The sequence below is a fragment of the Desulfamplus magnetovallimortis genome, from assembly GCF_900170035.1.
In the GTDB taxonomy this organism is placed as follows: domain Bacteria; phylum Desulfobacterota; class Desulfobacteria; order Desulfobacterales; family Desulfobacteraceae; genus Desulfamplus; species Desulfamplus magnetovallimortis.
The window spans coordinates 13,226-36,637 of record NZ_LT828549.1 but is presented as its reverse complement, the minus strand read 5'-3'; the positions used below and the strand labels follow the sequence as shown (position 1 = coordinate 36,637).

General features: G+C 43.8%; 16 protein-coding genes. 2 read left to right on the top strand and 14 right to left on the bottom strand.

Annotated elements, in window-relative coordinates:
- Positions 1 to 133: 133 nt before the first annotated feature.
- The 5 genes from MTBBW1_RS16045 to MTBBW1_RS16025 all read right to left on the bottom strand — a co-directional run bounded on the left by MTBBW1_RS16045 (position 134) and on the right by MTBBW1_RS16025 (position 4,731).
- Complete coding sequence (locus MTBBW1_RS16045; protein ID WP_080804826.1) at positions 134 to 478, bottom strand: hypothetical protein; 345 nt, start codon at positions 476 to 478, stop codon at positions 134 to 136.
- A 66-nt stretch (positions 479 to 544) separates the two neighbouring features.
- The gene (locus MTBBW1_RS16040; protein WP_080804824.1) at positions 545 to 1,642 is read right to left on the bottom strand and encodes an ABC transporter ATP-binding protein; all 1,098 of its coding nucleotides are present in this window, start codon (positions 1,640 to 1,642) and stop codon (positions 545 to 547) included.
- A gap of 95 nt (positions 1,643 to 1,737) precedes the next feature.
- Entirely contained in the window at positions 1,738 to 2,898 is a 1,161-nt protein-coding gene (locus tag MTBBW1_RS16035) for an extracellular solute-binding protein (RefSeq protein WP_080804822.1), read from the bottom strand.
- A 126-nt stretch (positions 2,899 to 3,024) separates the two neighbouring features.
- A complete protein-coding gene (locus tag MTBBW1_RS16030; protein ID WP_080804820.1) occupies positions 3,025 to 3,825 on the bottom strand; it encodes an ABC transporter permease in 801 nt (266 codons plus the stop codon).
- Between the two features lie 39 nt (positions 3,826 to 3,864).
- On the bottom strand, positions 3,865 to 4,731 hold the full coding sequence (locus tag MTBBW1_RS16025) for an ABC transporter permease (RefSeq protein WP_080804818.1): 867 nt from the start codon (positions 4,729 to 4,731) through the stop codon (positions 3,865 to 3,867).
- Positions 4,732 to 5,197: 466 nt separating this feature from the next.
- Between MTBBW1_RS16025 and MTBBW1_RS16020 the strand changes: the two genes are divergently transcribed.
- Both MTBBW1_RS16020 and MTBBW1_RS16015 read left to right on the top strand, forming a co-directional pair.
- Positions 5,198 to 5,446 carry an AbrB/MazE/SpoVT family DNA-binding domain-containing protein gene (locus tag MTBBW1_RS16020; RefSeq protein ID WP_080804816.1) on the top strand — a complete coding sequence of 83 codons (249 nt, stop codon included), beginning with the start codon at positions 5,198 to 5,200 and terminating at the stop codon, positions 5,444 to 5,446.
- Entirely contained in the window at positions 5,443 to 5,838 is a 396-nt protein-coding gene (locus MTBBW1_RS16015; protein ID WP_080804814.1) for a type II toxin-antitoxin system VapC family toxin, read from the top strand. The genes MTBBW1_RS16020 and MTBBW1_RS16015 overlap by 4 nt, the downstream gene beginning before the upstream one ends.
- A gap of 43 nt (positions 5,839 to 5,881) precedes the next feature.
- On the opposite strand, the gene MTBBW1_RS16010 is transcribed toward MTBBW1_RS16015, so the two are convergent.
- The 9 genes from MTBBW1_RS16010 to MTBBW1_RS15970 form a co-directional block, all read right to left on the bottom strand.
- Complete coding sequence (locus MTBBW1_RS16010; protein ID WP_080804812.1) at positions 5,882 to 7,372, bottom strand: sigma-54 interaction domain-containing protein; 1,491 nt, start codon at positions 7,370 to 7,372, stop codon at positions 5,882 to 5,884.
- Between the two features lie 138 nt (positions 7,373 to 7,510).
- Entirely contained in the window at positions 7,511 to 8,164 is a 654-nt protein-coding gene (gene trhA / locus MTBBW1_RS16005) for a PAQR family membrane homeostasis protein TrhA (protein WP_080804810.1), read from the bottom strand.
- A 240-nt stretch (positions 8,165 to 8,404) separates the two neighbouring features.
- Positions 8,405 to 10,180, bottom strand: coding sequence for an amidohydrolase (locus MTBBW1_RS16000; RefSeq protein WP_080805146.1), 1,776 nt, complete (start codon positions 10,178 to 10,180; stop codon positions 8,405 to 8,407).
- A gap of 229 nt (positions 10,181 to 10,409) precedes the next feature.
- Positions 10,410 to 11,351, bottom strand: a complete 942-nt coding sequence (locus tag MTBBW1_RS15995) for a DUF1573 domain-containing protein (RefSeq protein WP_080804807.1) — start codon at positions 11,349 to 11,351, stop codon at positions 10,410 to 10,412.
- A gap of 217 nt (positions 11,352 to 11,568) precedes the next feature.
- Entirely contained in the window at positions 11,569 to 14,343 is a 2,775-nt protein-coding gene (gene fdhF, locus MTBBW1_RS15990; RefSeq protein ID WP_080804805.1) for a formate dehydrogenase subunit alpha, read from the bottom strand.
- A 67-nt stretch (positions 14,344 to 14,410) separates the two neighbouring features.
- Positions 14,411 to 14,854, bottom strand: coding sequence for a hydrogenase iron-sulfur subunit (locus MTBBW1_RS15985; protein WP_080804803.1), 444 nt, complete (start codon positions 14,852 to 14,854; stop codon positions 14,411 to 14,413).
- A gap of 40 nt (positions 14,855 to 14,894) precedes the next feature.
- Entirely contained in the window at positions 14,895 to 19,634 is a 4,740-nt protein-coding gene (locus tag MTBBW1_RS15980) for an FAD-dependent oxidoreductase (RefSeq protein WP_080804801.1), read from the bottom strand.
- A 1,122-nt stretch (positions 19,635 to 20,756) separates the two neighbouring features.
- Positions 20,757 to 21,863: a proline racemase family protein gene (locus MTBBW1_RS15975; protein WP_080804799.1), complete on the bottom strand. Its 1,107-nt coding sequence runs from the start codon at positions 21,861 to 21,863 to the stop codon at positions 20,757 to 20,759.
- Positions 21,864 to 22,109: 246 nt separating this feature from the next.
- A partial coding sequence (locus MTBBW1_RS15970) for an AAA family ATPase (RefSeq protein ID WP_080804797.1) occupies positions 22,110 to 23,412 on the bottom strand: 1,303 nt, incomplete at its 5' end.

Genomic DNA, 23,412 nt, shown 5'->3' with positions numbered 1-23,412 from the left:
AACGTACATGGCGGATATCCGCCACAATCGAAGGAGTGAAAGTCATTTTTAAAACAGGCTGTTACAGAGACTTTCATATAAAACGTACATGGCGCCATTACCGCCACAATCGAAGTATAAGCCCATGATATGTTTATGCTTTTTTATACAAATAATAAACAGTCTCTTCTGGAAAACCATAACCCAGAACCCTGCCGAGTACCTTCTCTTCGTTTCCTGGCGGAATACGGATAACCAGAAACTCACATTCCCGCTCCTCATCAAAAACTTTCAGCCATCCATACTCCTCCCTTGCAAGGGATGCATAAAATATACAGTCAGAATCAAATATGGATGATTTCAAGCTGTTTTCTCTTCTCTTAAGGCTGTTTTCAAAAACAATATAGCTCCATTCAGGATCAAGGTTCTGCTTGATCCACAAAAAGCTCTTTTTTTCAGGTAGTGAGCTGTTTTCAGAGCTTGAATGTAAAAATTTCAAAACATATATCCCGTATTCCGCACTTAAGAAAAAATCAAATTGAATTGAATTGACAATTTACTCAACTCACATCTTTAACAATCTGCAATGGTAAGGATCAACAGTTATCACCACTTCGTCGCCCCTTCGGTATGGACTCCTTTTGACAAAGTTGATCACATGAAGTACCTGTTTCCCCGGCAGTTGGACAAAATAGCTAACCTCACCACCCATATAACTTCTGTCCACAACCGTTCCTGAGAAAAAGTTCATCTTCTCTTCACTGTTGTGATTTCTGCTGTACTCAAGTTTCATTTTCTGTGCACGAATCACAATTTCAGCCTTTTCTCCGGATGCAAAATCACCTGAAGGAGTAACAAGAGCACTACTTCCATCTTCAAGGCGCACCCTTAGAAAATCGTTTTCTCTATCCTCAACAACAGCGTTAAGAAAATTGGAGTGCCCCAGAAAATCTGCAACAAAATGGTTTGCGGAATTATTATAAACCTCCTCGGGAACGCCTTCCTGCTGTATGAAACCATCCTTCATGACAACAACCTTGTCGGACATGGAGAGGGCTTCCCGCTGATCATGGGTCACAAAAATGGTTGTCACTCCCAGCTCCTGCTGAAGATTGTCTATCTCCCTTCTCATATCTTCACGAAGGTTCTCATCCAGTGCCGACAAAGGTTCATCCATCAGAAGGACATCAGGTTCAATGACAATGGCCCTGGCAAGAGCTATGCGCTGCTGCTGTCCTCCGGAAAGCTGGGATGGCATCCGGTTTCCCACGCCCGGAAGACGTACCGTCTCCAGGGCTTTTTCCACCTTTTCCCTTATATTTGCCTTTGGAACATCTCTGTATTTTAATCCAAAGGCAACATTGTCAAAAATGGTCTTATGGGGGAAAAGGGCATAATTCTGAAATATCATACCAAGATTGCGCTTGTGTATGGGAGTATCGTTAATACGTTTGCCTTTGATGAAGATATCCCCGCTTGTAGGGTTCTCAAGGCCCGCAAGCATTCTCAGCAGAGTGGTTTTCCCACATCCGGAGGGGCCAAGCAGCGTCACAAATGAGCCTTCCGGAATATCCAAATCCATCTTCTTCACAGCCACTACCTTGCCAAAACGCTTTTCAATTCCCTGGAATTTTACAAATGCGGGGTCTTTTTCCTGTGCCAAACCACTATTCTCCATTTTATCGGAATTTATGCCTTTTCAACTCTGTCATTACCTATTAAACCATCATTCCTAAATCTCTGGTTTAATTCACATTTTCAGCCTGCCATTACACGATCCCATTTCTCTGCCCAATCGATCTGATGGCTATTCCAATAGGCAGGATCAGCAAAAAGGTAACCATCAAGTTTTCCAGTGGGATCAAAAGCCGGAAGTTTTTTAACTTCATCCGGCATGGGAACCTTTGTGGGATCAAGGCTTGTGGGATAGTTCTGCCCCTTTGCAACAGCAATGGCAGCATCTGGTTCCAGCATGAAATTGAGAAGTTTCTGGGCAACTTCAAGATCGGTACCCTTCAACACATACATGTACTCCATCCAGGAATATGTGCCATCAGGCGCAAGATATCCTATGGGGTGTCCCTGCTCCTGAAGTGCAGCCACACGACCCGACCATGCCACAGTTGCATATATATCTCCATTGGCCAGAAGACTCATAAGTTCAGAGCCGGATGCCCAGTATTTTTTAATAAGTCCGCGCTGTTCTGCAAGTGCATCCCACACAGCCTTGACATCCTTGATATCATTTGGGCTTTGACCTGTATGAAGGGCTGCATACCACATGTTTGTCCTGAAATCTCCGCCCCATGAACCAAGTTTGCCTTTAAGCTCCTTGTCAAAAAGAAGGGATGCACCCAGTTTCTCTGCCTTTTCTTTTGATATTTTTTCGGTATTATATGCAATACCTGTCTGTCCAAGATCATAGGGAACAGCAGACAGGGTTCCTTTGGATATAGATTTAAGGGTACTTGTCATCTTGGTCATGACATTGGCAAGATTTGGAATTTTGCTCTCATCAAGGGCAACGCCAAAACCTAAATCTGTATAACGTGCATAGTCATAGACCGCACTTAAATGTGCAATATTGAACTCGCCTCCAGGGGGAATTGAGGCTTTGACCTGGGTGAGAAAAGCATCCATTCCGGTAAAAGCTGCATCAATTACCTCAATGCCGGTGGCTTTGGTAAATGGATCAAAGGCGAATTTGCGCAATGCTTCAGATGTTGTACCGCCCCATGAATGACATGTAATTGACTTGCCGCCGGAAAAGGCCTTATTCACAAGGCCAAACGGTCCGCCAGCAATACCGAGGGATGCACCGGTAATTCCTAAAAATTTCACAAAATCCCTTCTGGTTATATTGCCTTCTTTGTAATTTTCGTACACATCATCCAGTTTTCTTTCCAGATCTTTTCCCATTCTTCTCTCCTTTATTTGTGTTGATTGATATTTATTAGAAAGTCTCAATAACATACTGATATATCATGACTTTCATGCATCGTTGTGATGCCCTCGTAATCATGAGGGTTTATTTATGGGCATCTTTCATTTTCCAGCTTTCCCTGCAAACCTACGCGAGAGATATCCAGCCATAAGGGGTATTGATATAGTCAGGACAATCATGACTGCTCCAAGGGCGTTGATCTCCGGACTTATGGAATTTCTCAACATGCCGAATATTTTTACAGGCACGGTCTGATTCTGGGCAGTTGCCCAGAAAAGAGTTGCTGTCACATCATCAAACGAAATGGTAAAGGCAAAGAGCATTCCTGCAAAAACAGCCGGAGCAAGCAGAGGAAATGTTATCTCCCTGAATGTTTGAAAAGGGCTTGCACCAAGTGACATGGCTGCCTCTTCATACTCTTTTCTGATTCCCACAAGTCTTGCCTGAACTATCAAAAGTACATATGGAAGAGTCAGAACCACATGCCCCACAAGAAGAAGCACAAAGCTTTTTGGCTGCTGCAACCACCTTATAAAAAGCAGAAGAGCCACCCCAAGAACAACTTCCGGAATCATGATGGGTGCTATAAGAAGCGTATTCAAAAACTCCTTACCCTTAAAATCGTAACGGATAAATGCCATTGCAGCAGGGACACCTATGGCCGTTGAAAAAACAGCCGTAAGGGAGCCAAGCACCAGAGAATTTTTAAAAGCATCCAGAATAGTTGAATTGTGGGAAAGCTTTACAAACCACTTGAAACTGAATCCCTCCATTGGAAATGTTCCAAACTGCTGGGGATTGAATGCAAGAATTACAACAGCCACAATTGGCGTGAACATCCAGACATATATAAAAACTGTGTATAACTTGATAAGAGTCCATCCGGAAATCATGTTTTTCATAACTTTTCACTTCCTGATTCTTTGGAGTTGGATGAAAGACTATCCATTACTCAGGGATTTAAAAATCTGGTTAATCCCCATATAGCGGTTATATGTATAGACAATGATAATTAAAAGAAACAGCAATATGGCACTTATGGCAGAACCAAATGGCCAGTCAAGGGTACCTATGACGCGTTTAAAAATCAGATTAGCTATCATTTCGTTCCCAGGCCCTCCAAGTATCATGGGAGGCAGATATGTTCCGCATGTCAGTACAAAAACAAGCAGACATCCTGCACTGACGCCAGGAAGGCTCAAGGGAAGAGTCACCTCCCTGAAAGCCTGCCATTCCGTGCATCCAAGGCTCTTAGCCGCTTCTGTGAGACTTCTGTCAATACCATCAAGGCTTACATAGATATTAAGGATCATAAAGGGCAAAAGGTATTGCAGCAATCCCATTATCACAGCGCCTTCATTGTAAAGCATTGCAAAGGGTGTTGTAATAATTCCTGCTTTCATCAAAAGGTGGTTGATAAGACCGGCATCCCCAAGAATATTGATCCAGCTCAGGGTACGTATGATAAAACTTATCCAGAAAGGCAGCATTACCAGAATCATGAGAAAAGGCTTTAGTTTTGATTCTGTTCTGTAAAAAAAGTAGGCAGGTATATACCCCATAACAAGACATAGAATAACTGTCTCAAGGGCAACTCTCAAGGTTTTGAGCAATATGGATGGGTAAAAGAAATCTGCAAAAAATTTTGCATAGTTTCCAAACTGAAAGGCGGGAATATCCTGACCGGTCGGTGCCCTAAGCCAGAAGCTGTAAACAACCACAAAACATACAGGAACAACAAGAAGAAGAAAAACAGCCATTAGTGAAGGTGATAAAAGAAGCCAGGGTTTCCAGTTTTTTTCTTGCATATCAATATCCTGTGGTAATGTAATGATTTTTCAAGGCTTTGCTGTGTGGTATTTAAACAGCATATTTCCTGAATTTTACTGATACAATGCTTATGTAATGAATACAATTACTGTGCCACAAAATATCATTTTTTATCAAATAGCCGAAATTAAAAGAATATCAATTCAAAAACAAAAAGAAATACTACCTTATAATGCCATCTTGATTCACAATCAAATCAAATAATATCGAATCAAAATACTTAAATTATTAAATAATTTTATTGATGCAATATCAAATCAAAAATTTTTTTTAAAAAATCAAATTAATATCAGTATCTTGAACAACAAATTGATTCATAATCAAATCAGAAATATCATTATTGCAACAAATTCTTGACAACTTTTCTTAAACATCTTACCTATAAGTAAGATATTAAATTAAGTAAGATATTAAATTAAGTAAGAAACAAAGAAGGAAAGCATTATGCCATTAGCTACCATTACTACAAAAGGACAAGTCACTATTCCTAAAGTAATAAGAAATGCCATGGGAATAAATACTGGTGATAAAATAGAAATCATTATGACTAAAGAGAGAGAGGCGACAATAAGGCCGATATCCAAAAAAGTAGATGATATTTTTTGCAAGCTGCATAAATCAGATCAAAAAACAGTATCTATTGATGTGATGAATGATGCTATTAAAAATCGAATGGAAAATAAATTCAAATGAAAGCTATTGATACAAATATTTTAATTCGATTTTTAACTGGTGATGACGAACTACAGGCTAAAAAAGTCTATTCAATTTTTAAAAAAGCTGAATCAGATAAAGAAGAGCTTTTTGTTCCATTGCTTGTCATGCTGGAAGTCATATGGGTGTTGGAGTCAGTGTATGAAGTGCAACGTCATGATATACTCGATGCTGTAAGTGATATTTTACTAATGCCAATTTTAAAATTTGAACAGCACTCTGTACTGCAAGAATGGAGTTTTTCAGCACAAAAAAATAACTGTGATCTTTCTGATCTTCTAATAGCTCATTCAGCTAAATATGTTGGATGTGATTCTGTGCTGACATTTGATAAAAAAGCCTCAAAATATGAATTGTTTGAACTCATATAAGACAGTGCGCTACTAAATAAATAATCTCATACGGCTGCACAGATTATCTATTTTTTATAACAATATCATGCTTTTGCATCTTGCGAACAACACTTGGCTGGCTGATTCCAAGAAAAACGGCTGCCTCTCGGGTGGTACGACATTGAGCTGCTGCCTGCATTAGAAGTTCATGCTCCAGAGCAAAAAGTCTCTCCGGAAGTTTAGAGCTGCTGTCACCTTTGGGAATAGATGGGGAGCTAATTGGCGTGGAGTCTGATAATGACAATGTTGAAGCATTCCCTGAAGTGTCTGTCAAAGGGTTAGGTAACGGAGTGATGGTATGAATAATATAATCATCCAGAACCCTTCGTTCCGACATAACTACCGCCTGTTTGATTATATTCACAAGCTCTCTTACATTGCCTGGAAAGGAGTGTGCTTTAAGAGCCTCAAATCCCCTCTGTCCCAAATGTGCCCTTCTACTGTATTGTTTATTGCACTTTTTAAGAGTTATGGCCACAAGTTCAAGAATATCTTCAGGTCTCTCCCTTAAAGGGGGAATGGATATGGTGAAGGTGTTTAAACGATGAAGAAGATCAAGTCTGAACTTCCTTTTAAGAACTCTCTGTTCAAGATTTCGGTTGGTGGCTGCAATTATTGAGCAGTCAACTTTTTTTGCCATTGTGCCCCCTATGGGCATTATCTCGTGGTCATCAAGGCATTTGAGAAGTTTTGCCTGTATTGCCGGAGTAAGTTCTGCTATTTCATCCAGAAAAAGGGTACCCCCTGAAGAGAGCTGGAAAAGACCGGGTTTGCCTGTCTCCCTTGCCCCTGTAAAAGCGCCCCTTTCATATCCAAAGAGTTCTGCCTCAAGAAGATTTTCCGGAAGAGCCGCGCAGTTTATCTGTATAAAAGGCTCTTTATTCCTCGGACCATGCTTGTGAATGAATTTTGCCAGCAACCCCTTGCCTGTTCCGGACTCTCCCTGGATAAGGATATTGGAAGCATCAATTCCGGCAAGTTTTAGGGCAAGTCCAATTGTATGTTTCATGGAGCTGCTCTGGGCAACAATATCATTTTCCTTAAGTTCCAGCAGTGTAAGTTCAGTCAGCCGGCTTTTTATCTCTTCTGACTCCCTGCGTGCCCTTGCAAGCTCCTGCCGCATGTTTTCAATAAGGGATATATCACGCTCATTTACAACTACATATTCAATTTCATTTTTGCTGTCAAAAACAGGAGTTCCAGTCACAAGAAGCGTATAGTCTGAACCAGGGGTTGCCTGGACAACACTTACCTGGCGGCCTGTCTCCAGAACCTCCTGGGTTGCAGATCTGTCAATATGCCCCTCCTGGACAAGTCTTCTTACATCTTTTCCCAGAACCTCGGATGCTTTGACTCCATTTAGCCTTTCAGCACTTTTGTTCATCTTGAGAATTCTTCCAAATCTGTCGCATATCAAAAGCCCATCAGCAGATTTGTCAAAAATAGCTTCAAGGTAAATAATTTCAAGTTTTCCGGCATTCAGATAATTATCCGACTTTATTGAATCATTCATGGTGACACGCCATATAGTTACGAAATAATGATCACAAAATCACTGTTCCTTTTAAAAAGCAGAGATAAATTTTAAACCTGTACCCAAAATAGATGAGCCTGTAAAAAACCCGGAATGACAAACTCACTATAAGTAATTTCAGCATGTTACAACATAAAATAATATTGAAAAAAAATGAAGTACACTACCGGCCAAAACAAACAGATGCCATATTGCATGGTTATAGGCAAGCTTCTTCCAAACATAGAAAATAACTCCGAAAGAATAGCAAAGACCGCCTCCAAGCAGAAGGATAAGACCACCCGCTTCCACTGAATCCAACATAGGTTTAGTAGCAATCAGGATAATCCAGCCTAAACCCAAGTATAAACCTAACGAAAGACGCTTGTAACGCTTTTTGCTTACAATTTCCAAAACCACGCCCAAAATGGAAATCCCCCAGACCAGGCAAAAAAGAGTCCACCCCCAATTCCCACGCAAGCTAACCAGGACGAAAGGTGTATATGTGCCGGCAATTAGAAGAAAAATTGCGGCATGGTCGAGTCTGCGAAGCAGCTGCTTTGCCCTGGAGTAAGGAATACCATGGTAAAGAGAGGATGCGGTATAAAGCAGGATCAGTGTTGTTCCATATATGCTGGTACTGGTTATATGCCAGACATCACCATTCAGGGAAGAAAAAGCAACCAGTATAGCAAGGGCAGTAATACTCAAAAGTATGCCTACACCATGGGTTGCCACATTGGCAATCTCTTCCTCAAAGCTGTATCTATTCTGGTTCTTTTCCACCTGCATTGTTAGTTCCTTGTTGTTTTTTGTTCGTGCACACCCTATTCTTATTTACCATGAAAATGGATACAAATTCATATCTTTAGAAACACTGAATCGCAGCCATGCCCGCTTAGGAGCTTATCTGCACACCATCGAGAAAGTTTTGTCGATATGAAATTGTCGATCATTGCCCCTCAGGAGCCACTTTTTCCAGGCGGAGTCCTGGAAAAAGCGTAGTCCCTTATAAAAGAGTCCTTCATAAAATCATTCATGGCGAGTATATACTACATTCCCGTCAAAAATAGTTATATCAACTTTTGTTTTTGCAATCTTTTCAGGAACACATTTAAATATATCCTGATCAAGAACTACCATATCCGCAAGTTTCCCTTTTGATATACTGCCAAGCCTATCGCCCTGCCCTGTTGCCATAGCAGGCGTAAGGGTGTAGCCTTTTACTGCCTCAAGAATACTTAAAGCCTGTCTGGGGTACCATCCTTCTTCAGGAGTACCATCCATACGTTTTCGTGTAACAGCAGAGTAAATTCCTGCAAAAGGGTTGGGGTCAGCCACAGGAGCGTCGGAACTCAGCATCATTGGAACCCCTGTTTCAAGAATACTTTTAAGGGCATAGGCATACTTTCCCCTTTTTCCGGCGCACTGTTCAATCATTGAGATATCAATACTCATGTTGTTGGGCTGACACGAAACAGCAATGTTTTCAAGCAAAGACAATGCCTTGAGATCTTCAGGAAGAATCATCTGCACATGCTCAATGCGATGGGGGATATGCAGAGAGGGAAACAATACAGCTTCGGATTCCTGCTTATGAGCTATACCATTGGGACTTTGTCTATTCAAAAGCCTGTTTCCATTCTCAATATCTGCAAACATACGAATAACCTCCCTGCAGGCTCTGTCCCCGACAGCATGAACCATGCATGAAAGTCCTGCTCTGTCAGCTTTTAAGGCTGCTTCCCTGATATCCTCAATGGGAGTTAAAGGCATGCCAAATTCACCATCAAGATATTTTTCAGTTACCCAGGCTGTCCTTGCCCCCATACCGCCGTCTGAAAAGAATTTCAAATGCCCGACTCTGAGATAATCGTCCCCAAATCCTGTACGCAATCCCAATGCTACAGCATGATCCGTCATATCTCCTGGCAGTGTCACATGGCATCGAATTTTAAGTTTGCCGCTACTTCGCAGAGTCTGCCATGCACCAAGGGCATCGGCTCCTTCTGCTCCTCCCATCAGGCGAACATCATGAATACCTGTTAAACCAAGGGAGTGAGCATGGGCAATTGCCTTTTCCATGTTTTTCAGAAGATGAGCTTCGGAAAGGGGAGGAATAACACGCTTTATCATATTGGGAGCAAGCTCTTTCAAAACTCCTGTGGGAATGCCGCTTTCATCCCTGTCAATAACATAATCGGAAGATCCGGAAAAACCGGAAGCAAGGGCAGAAGGCTCAGAGAAACTTCCAATACCTGCAAGGCCGAGTGCCATTGAGTTTGCCACAGCAAGATGAAGATCACAACGCCAGATACATACGGGATTGTCAGGCGCAACAATGTCAAGATCGATTCTGTGGGGCATTCGATTTTCCGGCCAGTCTGACTCATTGAACCCCTGACCAATAATCCATTGACCAGGCTTCAAAAGAGCAGCTCTTTGAACAATGGCTTTTTGCAGTTCTGAAAAAGATTTTAAATTAGCCAGATCAAGATTGTCATAATTAAGTGCCCACTCATAAAAATGAAAATGGGTATCTGTAAATCCCGGTAGCACAAGGCGATTTTCAAGGTCAATTTTTCGGGTATCAGTGCCTGACATTGCAAGAATTGTCCTGTCATCCCCAACAGCCCGAATCCTTCTGCCGTATATGGCAACTGCTGTTGGACAGGTAATTGAATCTTGGGAGCATTGCTCCCGGGAATAAAAAGCTCTTTTTCTTATACTGGAATCTATAAGGCAGGTTTGATCAAGTGTATGAATCTTTCCATTAAAAAGGATAAGGTCGGCGCATAAGTTTTCCATTGTCACTGTTCCCGTTTTTTTTACTCCCGGTGTTATTTTACTCAAAATGACACCTTGTTGGCCTTTTTGGCATTTATTGAATTTGTCTGAATCAGGATAAGCAGGATTTATAGGATGCTCAGGATTTTTATCCTGTAAATCCTGCTTATCCTGGGCATCCTGATTCAGACAGTATTGACAAGGCTCAAAAGCTCATAGGTGCCGATTTTGAGTATTTTAACGCTTTAGCTCATTCAGTATCCTGAACTGACGCTGCACTATGAGTGGAAGTCTCATCACTATTGATGCCGGTTGTGTTCTGTTTCTGCATTTTTTGAATGATTTCAAGAAAATTATTTACGTTGTTGTTTCCATTGGACTCATTAACCATCTTTTCTCCTGTCATGAGCGCATTTGTAGAAGTATTGGCAGAGAGATTAGCATCCATGAGTTTTGTCATTACATTAATTTTTATTTCAGGCTGAATCTTGCTGTCAGTTTTCAATATCAGTACATCATAATAGGAGCCAGCTTCTTTCTTAACATTCTCCACCGTAATTGCATACTCTTTTTCTCCGGAATCGGCGGTATTTTCATTGAGTTCGTATTTGATATTTGTTCGGTCCTGGGCGCTGATACCTGTAATTGAAAATGGGTATTTGCTTTCCGGTACAATTTTAACAACTGATTTAACCGTTTCCCCCGCTTTACCGGTAAGCCGCAAAAACCGCGGGATTATGGTGACAAAATTTTCTATCATACCCGACACCGTAAGGGTGACGTTGGGAGTCATGATGTCATTTGTCATAACAGTGATGGTTTTGCTCAGTTTTCTTCCGCCATACCCTCTGGTATTCACCTTCATGGAGATTATGCCCTCTCCACCCGGAGGAATCTCCTTTGAATAAGAGACAGTGGTACACCCACAAGAGGTCTTCACCTTCTGAACCAAAAGAACACCTGTTCCTTTATTCATGATCACAAAATCGTGGAGAATCTCTTCGCCCTCGATCATCCGGTCAAATTCAAAACGAGGTGCAGGGAAAAAAACAGCAGGTGCTTTTTCAGCATCTTTGCTTTCCTTGGTTGCGCTGGTGTTAGCAGTGTCGGTACTTAAACAAGGAGATACCGCACACAGACAAAAAATCAAACTCACAAAAACAGACACAAAAGCCTTAAAAACTCCATTCATAATTCAATTTCTCCTTTATAACTCGTCAGTCATAAGTTTTTTCAATAGCCACCACCAAAAGTGTTTTTAAGGTAAATAAAACCACAATATATGGTGGCAGCTTTGAGAACTCATGACTCTTGAGTTTATAAATAATTTGTTTTTTAAAGTGGCAATATATAAAAAAGAGGCTCAAAGTCCTGACTTGCAAAGGTCTCAAGCCTCTTTACGTTATCGGTTACGCTGTTTTCCCTATTGTGACGGCACACACCTTCAACTCCGGTATTTTAGCCACAGGATCAATCTTTGCGTTGGTAAGCCGGTTGGCGGCGGCCTGTGCAAAATGAAAGGGTATAAACAAGGTGCCATCCACAGCTTTTGTCGATACCGCAAGCTTTGCCTTGATTTTTCCCCTTCTGGAGAAGATATTCACCATCTCTCCATTACTGATATTAAGTTTTGCCGCATCATTGGATGAAATCTCCACAAAGCATTCCGGCGACATCTCATTCAATCCAAGGGATTTCATTGTCATGGTTCCGGTATGGTAATGATAAATCACCCTTCCGGTTGTGAGCATGAATGGATAGGCAGCATCTGGAACTTCTGCCGGTGGCTGATATTCGATGGCGTGGAACAGTCCCTTACCCCTTGTGAATTGGGTTGTATGCAGTATCGGGGTGCCAGGATGGTCACGGGTTGGGCATGGCCAGTGGATAGCTTCGTTTTCAAGCCTTGCCCATGTGATACCTGCATAGGATGGTGTTACCTCTCTCATCTCATCAAAGATCTCAACTGAACTTTCATAGTGAATCGGTGTGCCCATTTTCGTAGCGATCTCACATGTGATCTGCCAGTCCTGTCTTGCAAACCCTGGAGCTTCGACTGCCTTTCTCACCCGTTGTACACGCCGTTCCGTATTGGTGAAGGTACCCTCTTTCTCTGCAAAACAGAAGGATGGTAGTACGACATCAGCAAACTGTGCCGTTTCTGTCAGAAAAATATCCTGAACCACAAGGAACTCAAGTGCTTTTAAAGCCTTTTCCGCATGGTTGAGATCAGGATCTGAGACCAATGGATTCTCTCCGATAATGTATAAAGATTTCAAATCCCCCTCTTCTGCCTTTTGAATCATCTCTGTCACCGTAAGACCCGGCTTGCCGGAAAGTCCCACTGTACCCCAGGCGATTTCGTGTTTTTTAAGGGCATCGGGATCATCCACCTTCCGGTAACCGGAAAAGACATTGGGAAGCCCTCCCATATCACAGGCTCCCTGTACATTGTTCTGCCCCCTCAGAGGATTGACACCTGTACCGGCTTTTCCAAGATGACCGCAGAGCATGGAGAGGTTGGCAAGGGATTTTACGTTGTCAGTACCGCAGGTGTGCTGGGTGATGCCCATGCAATAGCAGATGCTCGCCTTGTCGGCCTTTGCAAAGAGCCGGGCGGTCTCGATTATATCGCTTGCAGGAATCCCTGTAATCCTCTCCACATATGCAGGGGTATATTTTTTCACGGTTTCAACAATCTGTTGAAACCCTTCGGTTCTCTCTTGTATGAATGCCTTGTCATGAAGATTCTCCTCCATGATCACATGCATCAGCCCATTGATCCAGGCAATGTCCGTACCCAGCTCCGGCCTGAGCCATTTTCCTGCATGTTCCGTCAGCTTGATTTTTCTGGGATCTACCACAATCAAGGTTTTTCCCTTTAGTGCAGCTCTCTTTATAAAGGTTGAAAATACCGGATGAGTCTCGGTTGTGTTGGAGCCGGTCACCAGAATAAGATCCGAGGTTTCAATATCTGCAAAGGTGTTTGTCATTGCACCGCTTCCAAAGGATGCCGCCAGCCCCGCAACTGTAGATGCGTGGCAAAGACGGGCACAGTGGTCGATATTGTTGGTTTTAAGAACTGCCCGGGTAAATTTCTGGGCAATATAGTTTTCCTCGTTTGTCACCCTTGCGGATGTGAGAACCCCCATACGGTCGGAACCCTCTTTCTCTTTGATCTCCATGAACTTCCCTGCCACAAGGGTAATTGCCTCGTCCCAGGTTGACGGTTCAAATTTTCCGTTTCTTTTGATAAGCGGGGTGGTGAGCCGCTCCGGTGATGCCACAAAATCATAGCCGTAACGTCCTTTGACGCAAAGGCTGCCGTGATTGGGTTCTGCATCTTCGGCACCGTTGATCTGAACAATTTTATTATCCTGAACCGTGAGATCCATCTGACACCCCACACCGCAATAGGAACAGGTGGTTCTCACTTTTACAGTTTTTTTAAATCGTGTTTTATTCCCAAAAATCTCTTTTGGTATTAGGGCGCCCACAGGGCAGACCTGTACGCACTCTCCGCAGAAGACACAGTCGGAATCCTTGAGCGCCACATCCGCACCTGCCACGATTTTTGTGGAAGCGCCTCTGTATCCGAAATCTATGGCATTGTTCACCTGGATTTCACGGCACGCCCGGACACATTTGCCACACAGGATACACCTTGAAAAATCCCGGATAATAAAGGGATTGACAGTTTCCACGGGATATTTAGATGCAGAGGGCGGAATGGCTTTTGTGGTGACCTGGTAGCGGTATGCCAGATCCTGGAGCTGGCACGAGCCCCATACCGGGCAAAGATCATTGTGGTTGTCATCCTTGAGTACGTTGAGGTGAAAGGATGTCCACTCATCCGGAGTAAAGTCCCGGATGGCACAGTTGTGGTTACCGGATGAGAGCATCAGGCGGATGATCTCCTTCCTCGCTCTGATCACCTCCGGAGATTCACTGTGTACCACCATTCCGGAAGCGGCGGGTGTGGCACAGGAGGGGAGAAGATCTCGGGCGCCTTTTACCTCCACAACGCATATCCGGCACGCACCGGTTGTAGTGGTACCTTTTAGATGGCACAGGGTGGGAATAAAAATGTTATTGCGTTGCGCAACCTCAAGGATGGTCTCCTCTGATTGAAAGGGCAATTTTTTATTGTTGATGATTATAATATTCATATTCTCGTTATCCATAGGGAATTCCTTAATATATTCGCAGGTCTTGGATAAAACCCGCTTCGTTCTGGCGTTAACTTTGATTTCAACCTGCAAGTTTTATCTTTTCCTCATTTCTCAATCTCACCTTGCTCGGGCCTATTTTACGTATGATTTCTGTCATTTCAGTTGCAATCTCGGCAAATCTCGCTCCCATGGCAGAGGAGAGGTTGAACATTGCGACACGTTCCGGCTCGATGCCAATTTGTTCAAGAATACGCTTAACAGAACCGATCCGTTTCTTTGCCTTGAGGTTACCGGTAAGAAAATGACACTCCCCCTCCAGGCAGCCTGCCACCATAACGCCGTCCGCGCCCTCTTCAAGGGCTCTCAGAATATGGATAACATCGATCCTTCCGGTACAGGGCACCTGTATGATCTTGATACTTTCAGGGTAGGAGAGTCTCATGGAGCCAGCCAGATCTGCGGCTGCATAGGCGCAAAATCTGCAACAGAAACCCACTATCTGAGGTTCAAATTGATCAGTCATTATTTTTATTTCTCCTTAATGTTTTATGCTCTCTCTTGTATCAGGCGGCAGATTCTGCAAACAGTGCGGTTGCTTTTCCAATAATCTGCGGGTCAGTGAAATGGTGCAGGGTGATCACCTTTGCAGGGCACTCGGCAGCACAGACACCGCAGCCGTGACAACGGGCAGGCTCAATAAAGGCATGGCCTTCCTTTACCCTGGGGACTTCGTAGGGGCAGCTTCTGACACAGACAAGGCAACAGGCACAGTGTTGGGGATCCGCCACTTCAGCCACAGCCCCTCCCACCGAGATGACATCCTTTGACAGAACCACAAGTGCTCGCGAAAGTGCGGCTGTTGACTGTGCAATGGTTTCGTCAAGGGACTTTGGATAGTGGACAAGACCGGCAAGAAAAAGACCTTCCGAAGCAAAATCTACAGGGCGCAGTTTTGCATGGGCTTCAACAAGAAATCCGTCACTGTTGACAGGTACCCTGAACAGCTCGAACAGCTCTTTGTTCTCATTTGGAAGAATTGCAGAGGCAAGCACCACAATATCGGGTTCGAGGAGAATTTTTTGTTTGAGAATATGTTCCATGACTGTAATTTTCAATTTACCGGGGCTGGCATTCCCGTTACCATCGCCATCATCAGCAAGGTTGTCACTATCCAGCGCCTTGTTATCCAATGCATCACCAGCCAGTGCATCATTATCCGGCACAATTGTAAGTTCCGGGGGATTATCTTCGTCGTACCTGATGAATATGATCCCTTTTTCCCTTGCCTCTGTGTATAATGCTTCCCGAAACCCGTAGGTTCGGATGTCCCTGTATAGAATGAAAATATCCGTATCAGGATTGTTATCCTTGATCTTCAAAGCCTTTTTAATGGAATTGGTGCAACAGATCCTGCTGCAGTAGTCTCTCTCCTTAGACCTTGACCCCACGCACTGTATAAACACCACTGTCCCCGCATCTGTTATTATTGTATCTATCTGGGCAGGTTTCTCTCCCAGGTTATCAAACAATTCATCTGTCTCTACACACGTTTCTTCTGTTTCTGCACACCCTTCGTCTGTCTCGGCACAAGCTTCATCTATCCCGGCAAACTCTTCTTCTATAGAACCAAACTTCCTTTTCTTATGACGTAACCATTCTTCCTGTTCAAACAGGTTTTCCAGATCAAGATGGGTCAAAATACCGGGATGTGCCCCATAGTGATATTCCCGGGGCTTATACTCATCTCCTCCTGTTGCAAGGATGGTTGCTCCGTGTTTAACTTTTGTGGTGTAGGCCTGCTCGTTCACAGATATAATTTCGGTTTCAAAATTGCCCAGAATGCCCGTCGTTCCAACAGCTTCGCTGCCCATGAACAAGCGGACAAGTTTATGTTCCATTATGTTGTGGATGAGATTCTCAAGGTAAGGCCGGATCTTCTCTCCCTGGACAGTGGTATGAAGATGCCTTGCAACCCCTCCAAGTTCCCTTTCACGCTCCACCAGATAGACCTGAAATCCCTGATTCGCGGCACCCAGTGCTGCTTCCATGCCGGCCACGCCTCCACCGATGACCAGAAGGGCTTTTGTCACCCCAAGCAGGGTTTCATGGAGTGGTACAACCCGGGAGGCTTTTGCAACAGCCATTCTAACCAGATCAATTGCTTTGGCAGTAGCCCCAAGCCTGTCCTCCATATGAACCCATGTATTCTGGTCTCTTATATTGGCCATTTCAAAGAGATATTTGTTTAACCCGGCTTCCCTGATGGTCTCCTGAAAAAGCGGTTCATGGGTTCTTGGGGAACACGATGCCACAACAACCCTGTTGATGTCGTGTTCGACAATCACCTGCTTCATCTTGTCCTGGGTATCCTGGGAACATGTAAAAAGGTTGTCTTCCACATGCACCACATGGGGCAGTGTGGCAGCATAGTCTCTTATGGCAGGCACATCTGCCACGCCACCGATATTGATGCCGCAGTTACAGACAAATACCCCGATCCTCGGCTGCTGACTGCTGACATTGATCTCCGGAGGCAACTCTTTTTTCCGGATCAATGTCCCCCTGACAGACGAGATCTCTCCGGATGCCGCTGCCGCAGCTGCCGAAGCCTCCATGACCGACTGGGGTATGTCCTTGGGACTCTGAAAGGCGCCGCATACATAGATCCCCTTTCTTGAAGTCGAGACTGGAGAAAGATCATTGCTCTTCACAAATCTGTAACGGTTCAGCTCTATACCAAGCTTTCGAGCCAGGACAAGGGAATCATGGTCGGGGATCATACCCACTGACAGAACGACCATATCAAAGCTTTCTGTTTTCGGTTTTCCGAAATCAGTGGCATAGGTCAGCTTGAGGTTGCCGTTCTTTTCTTCTTCAACAGTGTGGATCCTTGAACGGATAAACCTCACACCATATTCATCCCTGGCTCTCATATAGTATCTGTCAAAATCTTTGCCAAAGGTTCTCATGTCCATATAAAATATGGCTGTATCCAGCTCTTTTTCACTGTGCTCCTTTGCAATCACACTTTGCTTGACCGCATACATGCAGCAGACAGAGGAACAGTAACCATTGTCGCAGGTATTTATATCCCTGGAACCGACACATTGAAGCCAGGCTATGCGTCCTGGTTCCTTTCCATCGGAGGGGCGAAGCAGATGTCCCTGACAGGGGCCGGAAGCAGACAGGATTCTTTCAAATTCAAGACTTGTAAGCACATTGGGATGGGATGCGTAGTTGTACTGGGCATGGGGTGAGGGATCAAAAGGGCTAAACCCAGAGGCAATGATGACGGCTCCGACCTCCACGATTTCGCTCTGGTGCGTCATGGTGTGATCAATGGCTCCGGCAATGCACGCCTCAACACACTGAAAGCATTCGGAACATATGCCGCACGAGAGGCACCGGTCAGCCTCCTGACGAATATCATCCTCATTGAGGGCAAAGGTAATCTCGTCGAAATTGCCCTCTCTTTGTTCAACCGAAAGTTTGACGGGTTTGGCTCTTTTTTTCAGCGGGACACCGGAGGTGTCGGGCTTTTCGACTAAAAATTGCCGTTCCCGTCCTGCGGCAAGATCTGTCCCACGGAGAAATCTGTGAATGCTTTCCGCAGCTTCCTTGCCGCAAGCAACCGCATCCACAACCGATTTTGGACCGTAAAAGGCATCCCCGCCCGCAAATACCCATGGAATGGAGGTTTGAAGGGTAAGCGGATCTGCCGCAAGCCCGCCATGGTTTGTCACGGGTATGGACTGTGTCTGTGCAAATTCCAGCTCTCCTGTCTGGCCGATTGCGACAATGACATGATCCGTTTCGATTGTGATCAGATCAGCAGGGTCATATTGGGGATTGAACCGTCCATTTTCGTCAAACACCGATGTACATCTTTTAAATTCAACACCGAAAATAGCCCCGTTTTTTTCAATAAAGCGGGCAGGGCCAAGACCATTTTCAATTTTGACTTTCTCTTCCAGTGCCTCTTCCACTTCATAATCCCAGGCCGGCATCTCGTGCCGTCCCTCAAGGCAGACCATGGTGACATCTGCCGAGCCAAGCCGCCTGGCAGTCAATGCCACATCGACTGCCACATTTCCGCCGCCGATCACCACCACCCTGCCTTTAATGGAACGAATCTTCCCAAGTGCCGTTTCCCTGAGAAAATGAACGCCCTGGAGTACACCCTCAAGGTTTTCACCCTCAACACCGAGGCTTCGGCTTCCATGGAGCCCGGTTGCAATAAAAAGGGCAGCATAGCCTTCTTGCTGCAGCCCATGAAGTGTTATTTCCTTCCCCAACGCCATATGGGTGAGTATCCGGACACCCATCTTCTCGACCACAGCGATCTCTTTTTCAAGCTCCTTTTGAGGAAGCCTGTACTCGGGTATGCCCACCGCCATCATGCCGCCCTTGACCGGAAGCTTCTCAAAGACAGTCACGTCATATCCATCTTTGGCAAGAAAATATGCCGCTGTCAGCCCCGCCGGACCCGATCCCGCCACAGCCACTTTTTCATCTCTTTTATCCCCTGTTTCAGGGATATAGGGATCATTTTGTGCAAAATCCATATCTGCCAGCACCCTGTGCAGGTGCTGGACAGCAAGGGCGTCATCCACCTCGCATCGGGTGCATTCCGACTCACAGGGGTGATGGCAGACCCTGCCACAGACACCCGGAAATGGGTGTTCATCTTTAAAAAGCTTGATGGCCTCACGGAACTTTCCCTGTTTCATCAGGGCGATAAAACCCTGGATACCGACATGGGCGGGGCAGGTTGCCTTGCAAGGAGCCGTGCCTCTCTTGTCCACCGCAAACCCGCCGGGCATGCCCTGGGGATAGAGCTTAAACACGGCCTTGCGATCCCTCAATCCCTGGTCGAACATATTGGGCACATCAACCGGGCAGACCTTGGCGCATTCTCCGCAAGCCGTACACTTTTCAAGATCCACATACCGGGCTTTTTTCCTGAGCGTCACCTTGAAATTGCCAGCTTCACCGCTGATCTGATCTACCTCTGTCATGGTATGCAGATCAATATTCAGATGCCTTCCAGCCTCCACAAGCTTTGGCGAAATGACGCACATAGCACAGTCATTTGTGGGAAAGGTCTTGTCCAACTGAGCCATGACCCCGCCTATCTGAGGTTTCCTGTCCACCAGATGTACCAGAAATCCTGAGTCTGCAAGATCAAGGGATGCCTGAATACCGGCAATTCCACCGCCGACAACCATAACCGAACCAATGACCTTTTTGTGTTTCACACAATTACCTGCAGTTATGTTCTTAGTTGCTCTGTTTTGATCCATTTTCCCTTCCTTATCCTGGTAATGAATCATAACCGTTAATCCGCAGGACAAAACAAGTGCCGTGCAGAACACCTGTGAGTTGAATCAACGGGTTCGACTCATTACACATTTATTGCCAGACCGGAACAGGTAAAGAACGCCCTCCGGATATGACTTACACCGTGAATGGAAATGGATAGCGACTGCACTATCAATACTTATCCTTGAGGTTGATAGGTTAATATATTTAATATTTTCAATATATTAATCTCAATGATTCGGACAGTTTTTATCCCCTGAAATCAAGGGATTCCAGATATACAGCTATTTATTCGCACCTCAACCCACAGGTTGAGTTTTAAATAATTATCTGTTGTCTCGAAATCCCTTGATAATAGGGCTTTTCGAGTTTTCAAAAACTGTCCGAAGTATTGTAATCTATCAACCATCAATATCAGCATTGACGAGCGATATTTTTTAGAAAACAAAGGGTATGAAAAGGCAGGGAAATCAGAGAGAGGAGATATTCACACCGTCAATTTTCCGAAAAAACCTGTCCGCCAACCCGTGACGGCATAAGACAAATTGTTCAGGTAAATCCGGAAAAAAGAATGTGAATCATTAATAGACCTTTATCGTGGGAATGTTTAATATTTACTCAAAATCGACACCTATGAGCTTTTGAGCCTTGTAAATACTGTCTGAATCAGGATACCCAGGATTTACAGGATAATAATCCTGAGCATCTTGTAAATCCTGGTTATCCTGATTCAGACAAATTCAATAAATACCAAAAAGGTGTCGATTCTTAGTATATATATCCAATTTTGGAACTCAAGAGTCATAAATGCTCAAACACGACACCCAATATTGTGTTTTCATTTATCTTAAAAATACTTTGTATGGTGGCTAAGGAAAGAATTTATGACTGACAAGTTTGGAACAATCAAATGTTTATGCTTATCATATTTGTTTACGGTTTATCAAATTGATAATATTAATATTTTTCTTGTTTTGCATTGCCGGAAAGTTTCGAGGCTTATATTTACAACCTCAAGAATGATTAGTTGTCATGGTGTCATGGCCGAATAAGATCAACCCAGGCTATATTTTCAACAGTAGAAAGCATTTCTCTTTCATAGGTCAAATCAAAAATCCATCCTGAAAAGGATCAGAGCTGTCAATCACAAAATTATGAAATCCTGTAATCCACGCCCTCCCCTGAATTCGTGTAACCAAAGCCTCTTTATCGCCTATCATGGTCTTTTCCACAAGTTTTGCCTGCAATGATGTTCCGAGGGGGCTATAGTTGATATAGGGCAGATTCATTTCAAGGCGGTTCTTATGGTAAAGCAGTGCAAGCTTGGCGGCGGTACCTGTTCCACATGGAGAACGATCCATATGCGATTCCCCGTAAACCACCACTCCCCTGCCCTGCTTTACACCACTTTTTACATCACTATTGTAAAATTCCGTTACATCAACAGTTTTGACATCCGGCCTCAAAGGGTGACTTATCTCAAGCTGTTCATTGGCAGCATCTATTATTTTCATACCAAGATCCACAAGAACCTCCCTGTTTTCAATAACAGGTTCAATGCCGATAGAATCAGAGTCAACCATTGCAAAAAAGCCCCCTGTACATACAATATCAACATTAATATTGCCAAAACCTTTAACATCAACAGATTGATCTGTGGCAAAAACAAAAGAGGGTACCATATTAATGGCAACAGAAATAAGATTCCCATCCCTTACAGCGGCTCTTGCATCCATTATTCCGGACGGCGTATCAACAAGAACTCTGTTTTCACCATCATTGAAATTTAAGGCACCTGCATGAAAAAGAGATGTAACAGCACCAATGGTTGCATGGCCGCAAAGATATGGATAGCGCTTTGCATCCATGTAAATCAGACCAAAGGCAGCATCAGGGGATACATTTTCCGTAACAACGGCAGCAAGGATTTCCCTGGAACCACGAGGCTCTCTTGTGAGCATACATCGAATATTATCGTAAGAGGATTTAAAAAATGAAAGTTTCTCCATCATGGTGCTGCCAAATATTTCTCCGATCCCATCCACAACAAGACGGGTGGTTTCACCTTCGGTATGGGAATCTATAGTGGTAACAGGGGCGGGGAAACGGTTATAGATTAAAGAGAAATCACATAAGGGGATGGAGTTGCTGTTACTCCCTGATGGGCTTATTAAACGGTCATTGTCCTTTTTGACAGATTTGATTTTCATAATATCCCTTTTATTTATTGAGAGATTTTAAAATAGAGCAACGTATTCTTGTGTAGATACTCAAAATCGACATGTTGTTGGCATTTATGGCATTTGTCTGAATCAGGATAACCAGGATTTACAGGATACTCAAGATTTTTATCCTGTAAATCCTGGTTATCCTGGGCATCCTGATTCAGACAATATTGACAAGCTTCAAAAGCTCATAGGTGTCGTTTTTGAGTAGATATAAAAGATGCCTCAAAATCAAGTCAATTTCCTGAAACACACCCGATCAAACCCAAGAGCCACCACCACAAATTTCTGGAGCCTGAGATTGCCATACTTTTCATCAAGATGATTTCCATATTGAATAACCTGTTTTTCTCCCTCTTCAAAGGCTTTTTTTATGGGGGGCAGTTCATGGAGAGAATCCTTAGGTAAGGCCTTTGCTTCCTCCCCTGTGATACCGGCACTCTTTAACGTCACAAACTTGAACTCAATCAAAATATCAAATATTTTAAACCTTCGCTTGTCCGGCCGTATTATCATTGTTAGATCAGCATACTGACGCCGCAGCTCCGGCTCGGAATCCATTATAAATAAAATATCGTTGTAAAGAAGGGTCAGAAATGCGGTTTTAAGGGTCAATTCATTGGCCCATCGGTAATCCCTGTTCTTGAACACAGCAAAATAACGATTTTCAATAAAATCAGATAGCTGTTCCATATCTCCCTTTTGATAAACCTGCTTTGCAGCAAAGATTCCATCATCCCTCTCAGAAGGCTCCGGCAACAGCATTCTTTGCACCCGTTCCACATAAAGACCCTGCATCACAAGGTTGGGAACCTTTAAAATCAACTCTCCCTCGTCTGTCTCACCAGCAAGGGTCAGTACTCCAAAATAGTAGAGAAAAGAGACAATAAACATATTGTTTTTAAAACTTTCGTCCAGCATCTCCCTTATGCCGAAACGGTCAGAGAGATCTCCAACCTCAAGATGATTATCCCTCTCCATCATTGAGACAATAATTTCACGCCCCATGGGAATTTGTGCAACGTACTCAAGTTTTGATTCATCGGTGGCAAGGTTGGAATCAAGCATCTTCCTTGGGTAGTCGCACATTTCTTGAAATTGTTTGAAGAAATAGAGGCAGAGGGTAGGATTGTAGATATATTGATTCAATTTAGGCACAAAGCAGTAGCCGTTGTAGTATGTTTTCATGATATCAAGTGCTTCATTGAGCTCTTCACTGTTGAGACTGCACTGTTCAACAATATCTTCAAGAGCAGAGAGCACTTCACTTTCTGTGAAACCACAAAGATCATTGAGTTTAGAGTGAGAATAGATATTTTCCGCAATATTGTACCCGCTGGTGATGTCACTCAACACAACTGGAGATACTCCGGTTATAAACACACGGTCAAAACGTGAACCAGATGTGGATGATTTCACAGCTTTAAAAAGAGTTCGCAAAATACCTTCATCATGCACCAGAGCGTTGTATCTCTCTTTATCGTTATGGATACCCATCATGACGGTATTGGCAAAGTTATCATATTCATCTATC

Coding starts and splice junctions, on each gene's coding strand:
- MTBBW1_RS16010 (WP_080804812.1), bottom strand. CDS start 7,372: ATGAATGATTCAATAAAGTCGGATAATTATCTGAATGCCGGAAAACTT.
- MTBBW1_RS16000 (WP_080805146.1), bottom strand. CDS start 10,180: ATGGAAAACTTATGCGCCGACCTTATCCTTTTTAATGGAAAGATTCAT.
- MTBBW1_RS16035 (WP_080804822.1), bottom strand. CDS start 2,898: ATGGGAAAAGATCTGGAAAGAAAACTGGATGATGTGTACGAAAATTAC.
- MTBBW1_RS15985 (WP_080804803.1), bottom strand. CDS start 14,854: ATGACTGATCAATTTGAACCTCAGATAGTGGGTTTCTGTTGCAGATTT.
- fdhF (WP_080804805.1), bottom strand. CDS start 14,343: ATGGATAACGAGAATATGAATATTATAATCATCAACAATAAAAAATTG.
- trhA (WP_080804810.1), bottom strand. CDS start 8,164: ATGCAGGTGGAAAAGAACCAGAATAGATACAGCTTTGAGGAAGAGATT.
- MTBBW1_RS16030 (WP_080804820.1), bottom strand. CDS start 3,825: ATGAAAAACATGATTTCCGGATGGACTCTTATCAAGTTATACACAGTT.
- MTBBW1_RS15995 (WP_080804807.1), bottom strand. CDS start 11,351: ATGAATGGAGTTTTTAAGGCTTTTGTGTCTGTTTTTGTGAGTTTGATT.
- MTBBW1_RS16020 (WP_080804816.1), top strand. CDS start 5,198: ATGCCATTAGCTACCATTACTACAAAAGGACAAGTCACTATTCCTAAA.
- MTBBW1_RS16015 (WP_080804814.1), top strand. CDS start 5,443: ATGAAAGCTATTGATACAAATATTTTAATTCGATTTTTAACTGGTGAT.
- MTBBW1_RS15980 (WP_080804801.1), bottom strand. CDS start 19,634: ATGGATCAAAACAGAGCAACTAAGAACATAACTGCAGGTAATTGTGTG.
- MTBBW1_RS15975 (WP_080804799.1), bottom strand. CDS start 21,863: ATGAAAATCAAATCTGTCAAAAAGGACAATGACCGTTTAATAAGCCCA.
- MTBBW1_RS16025 (WP_080804818.1), bottom strand. CDS start 4,731: ATGCAAGAAAAAAACTGGAAACCCTGGCTTCTTTTATCACCTTCACTA.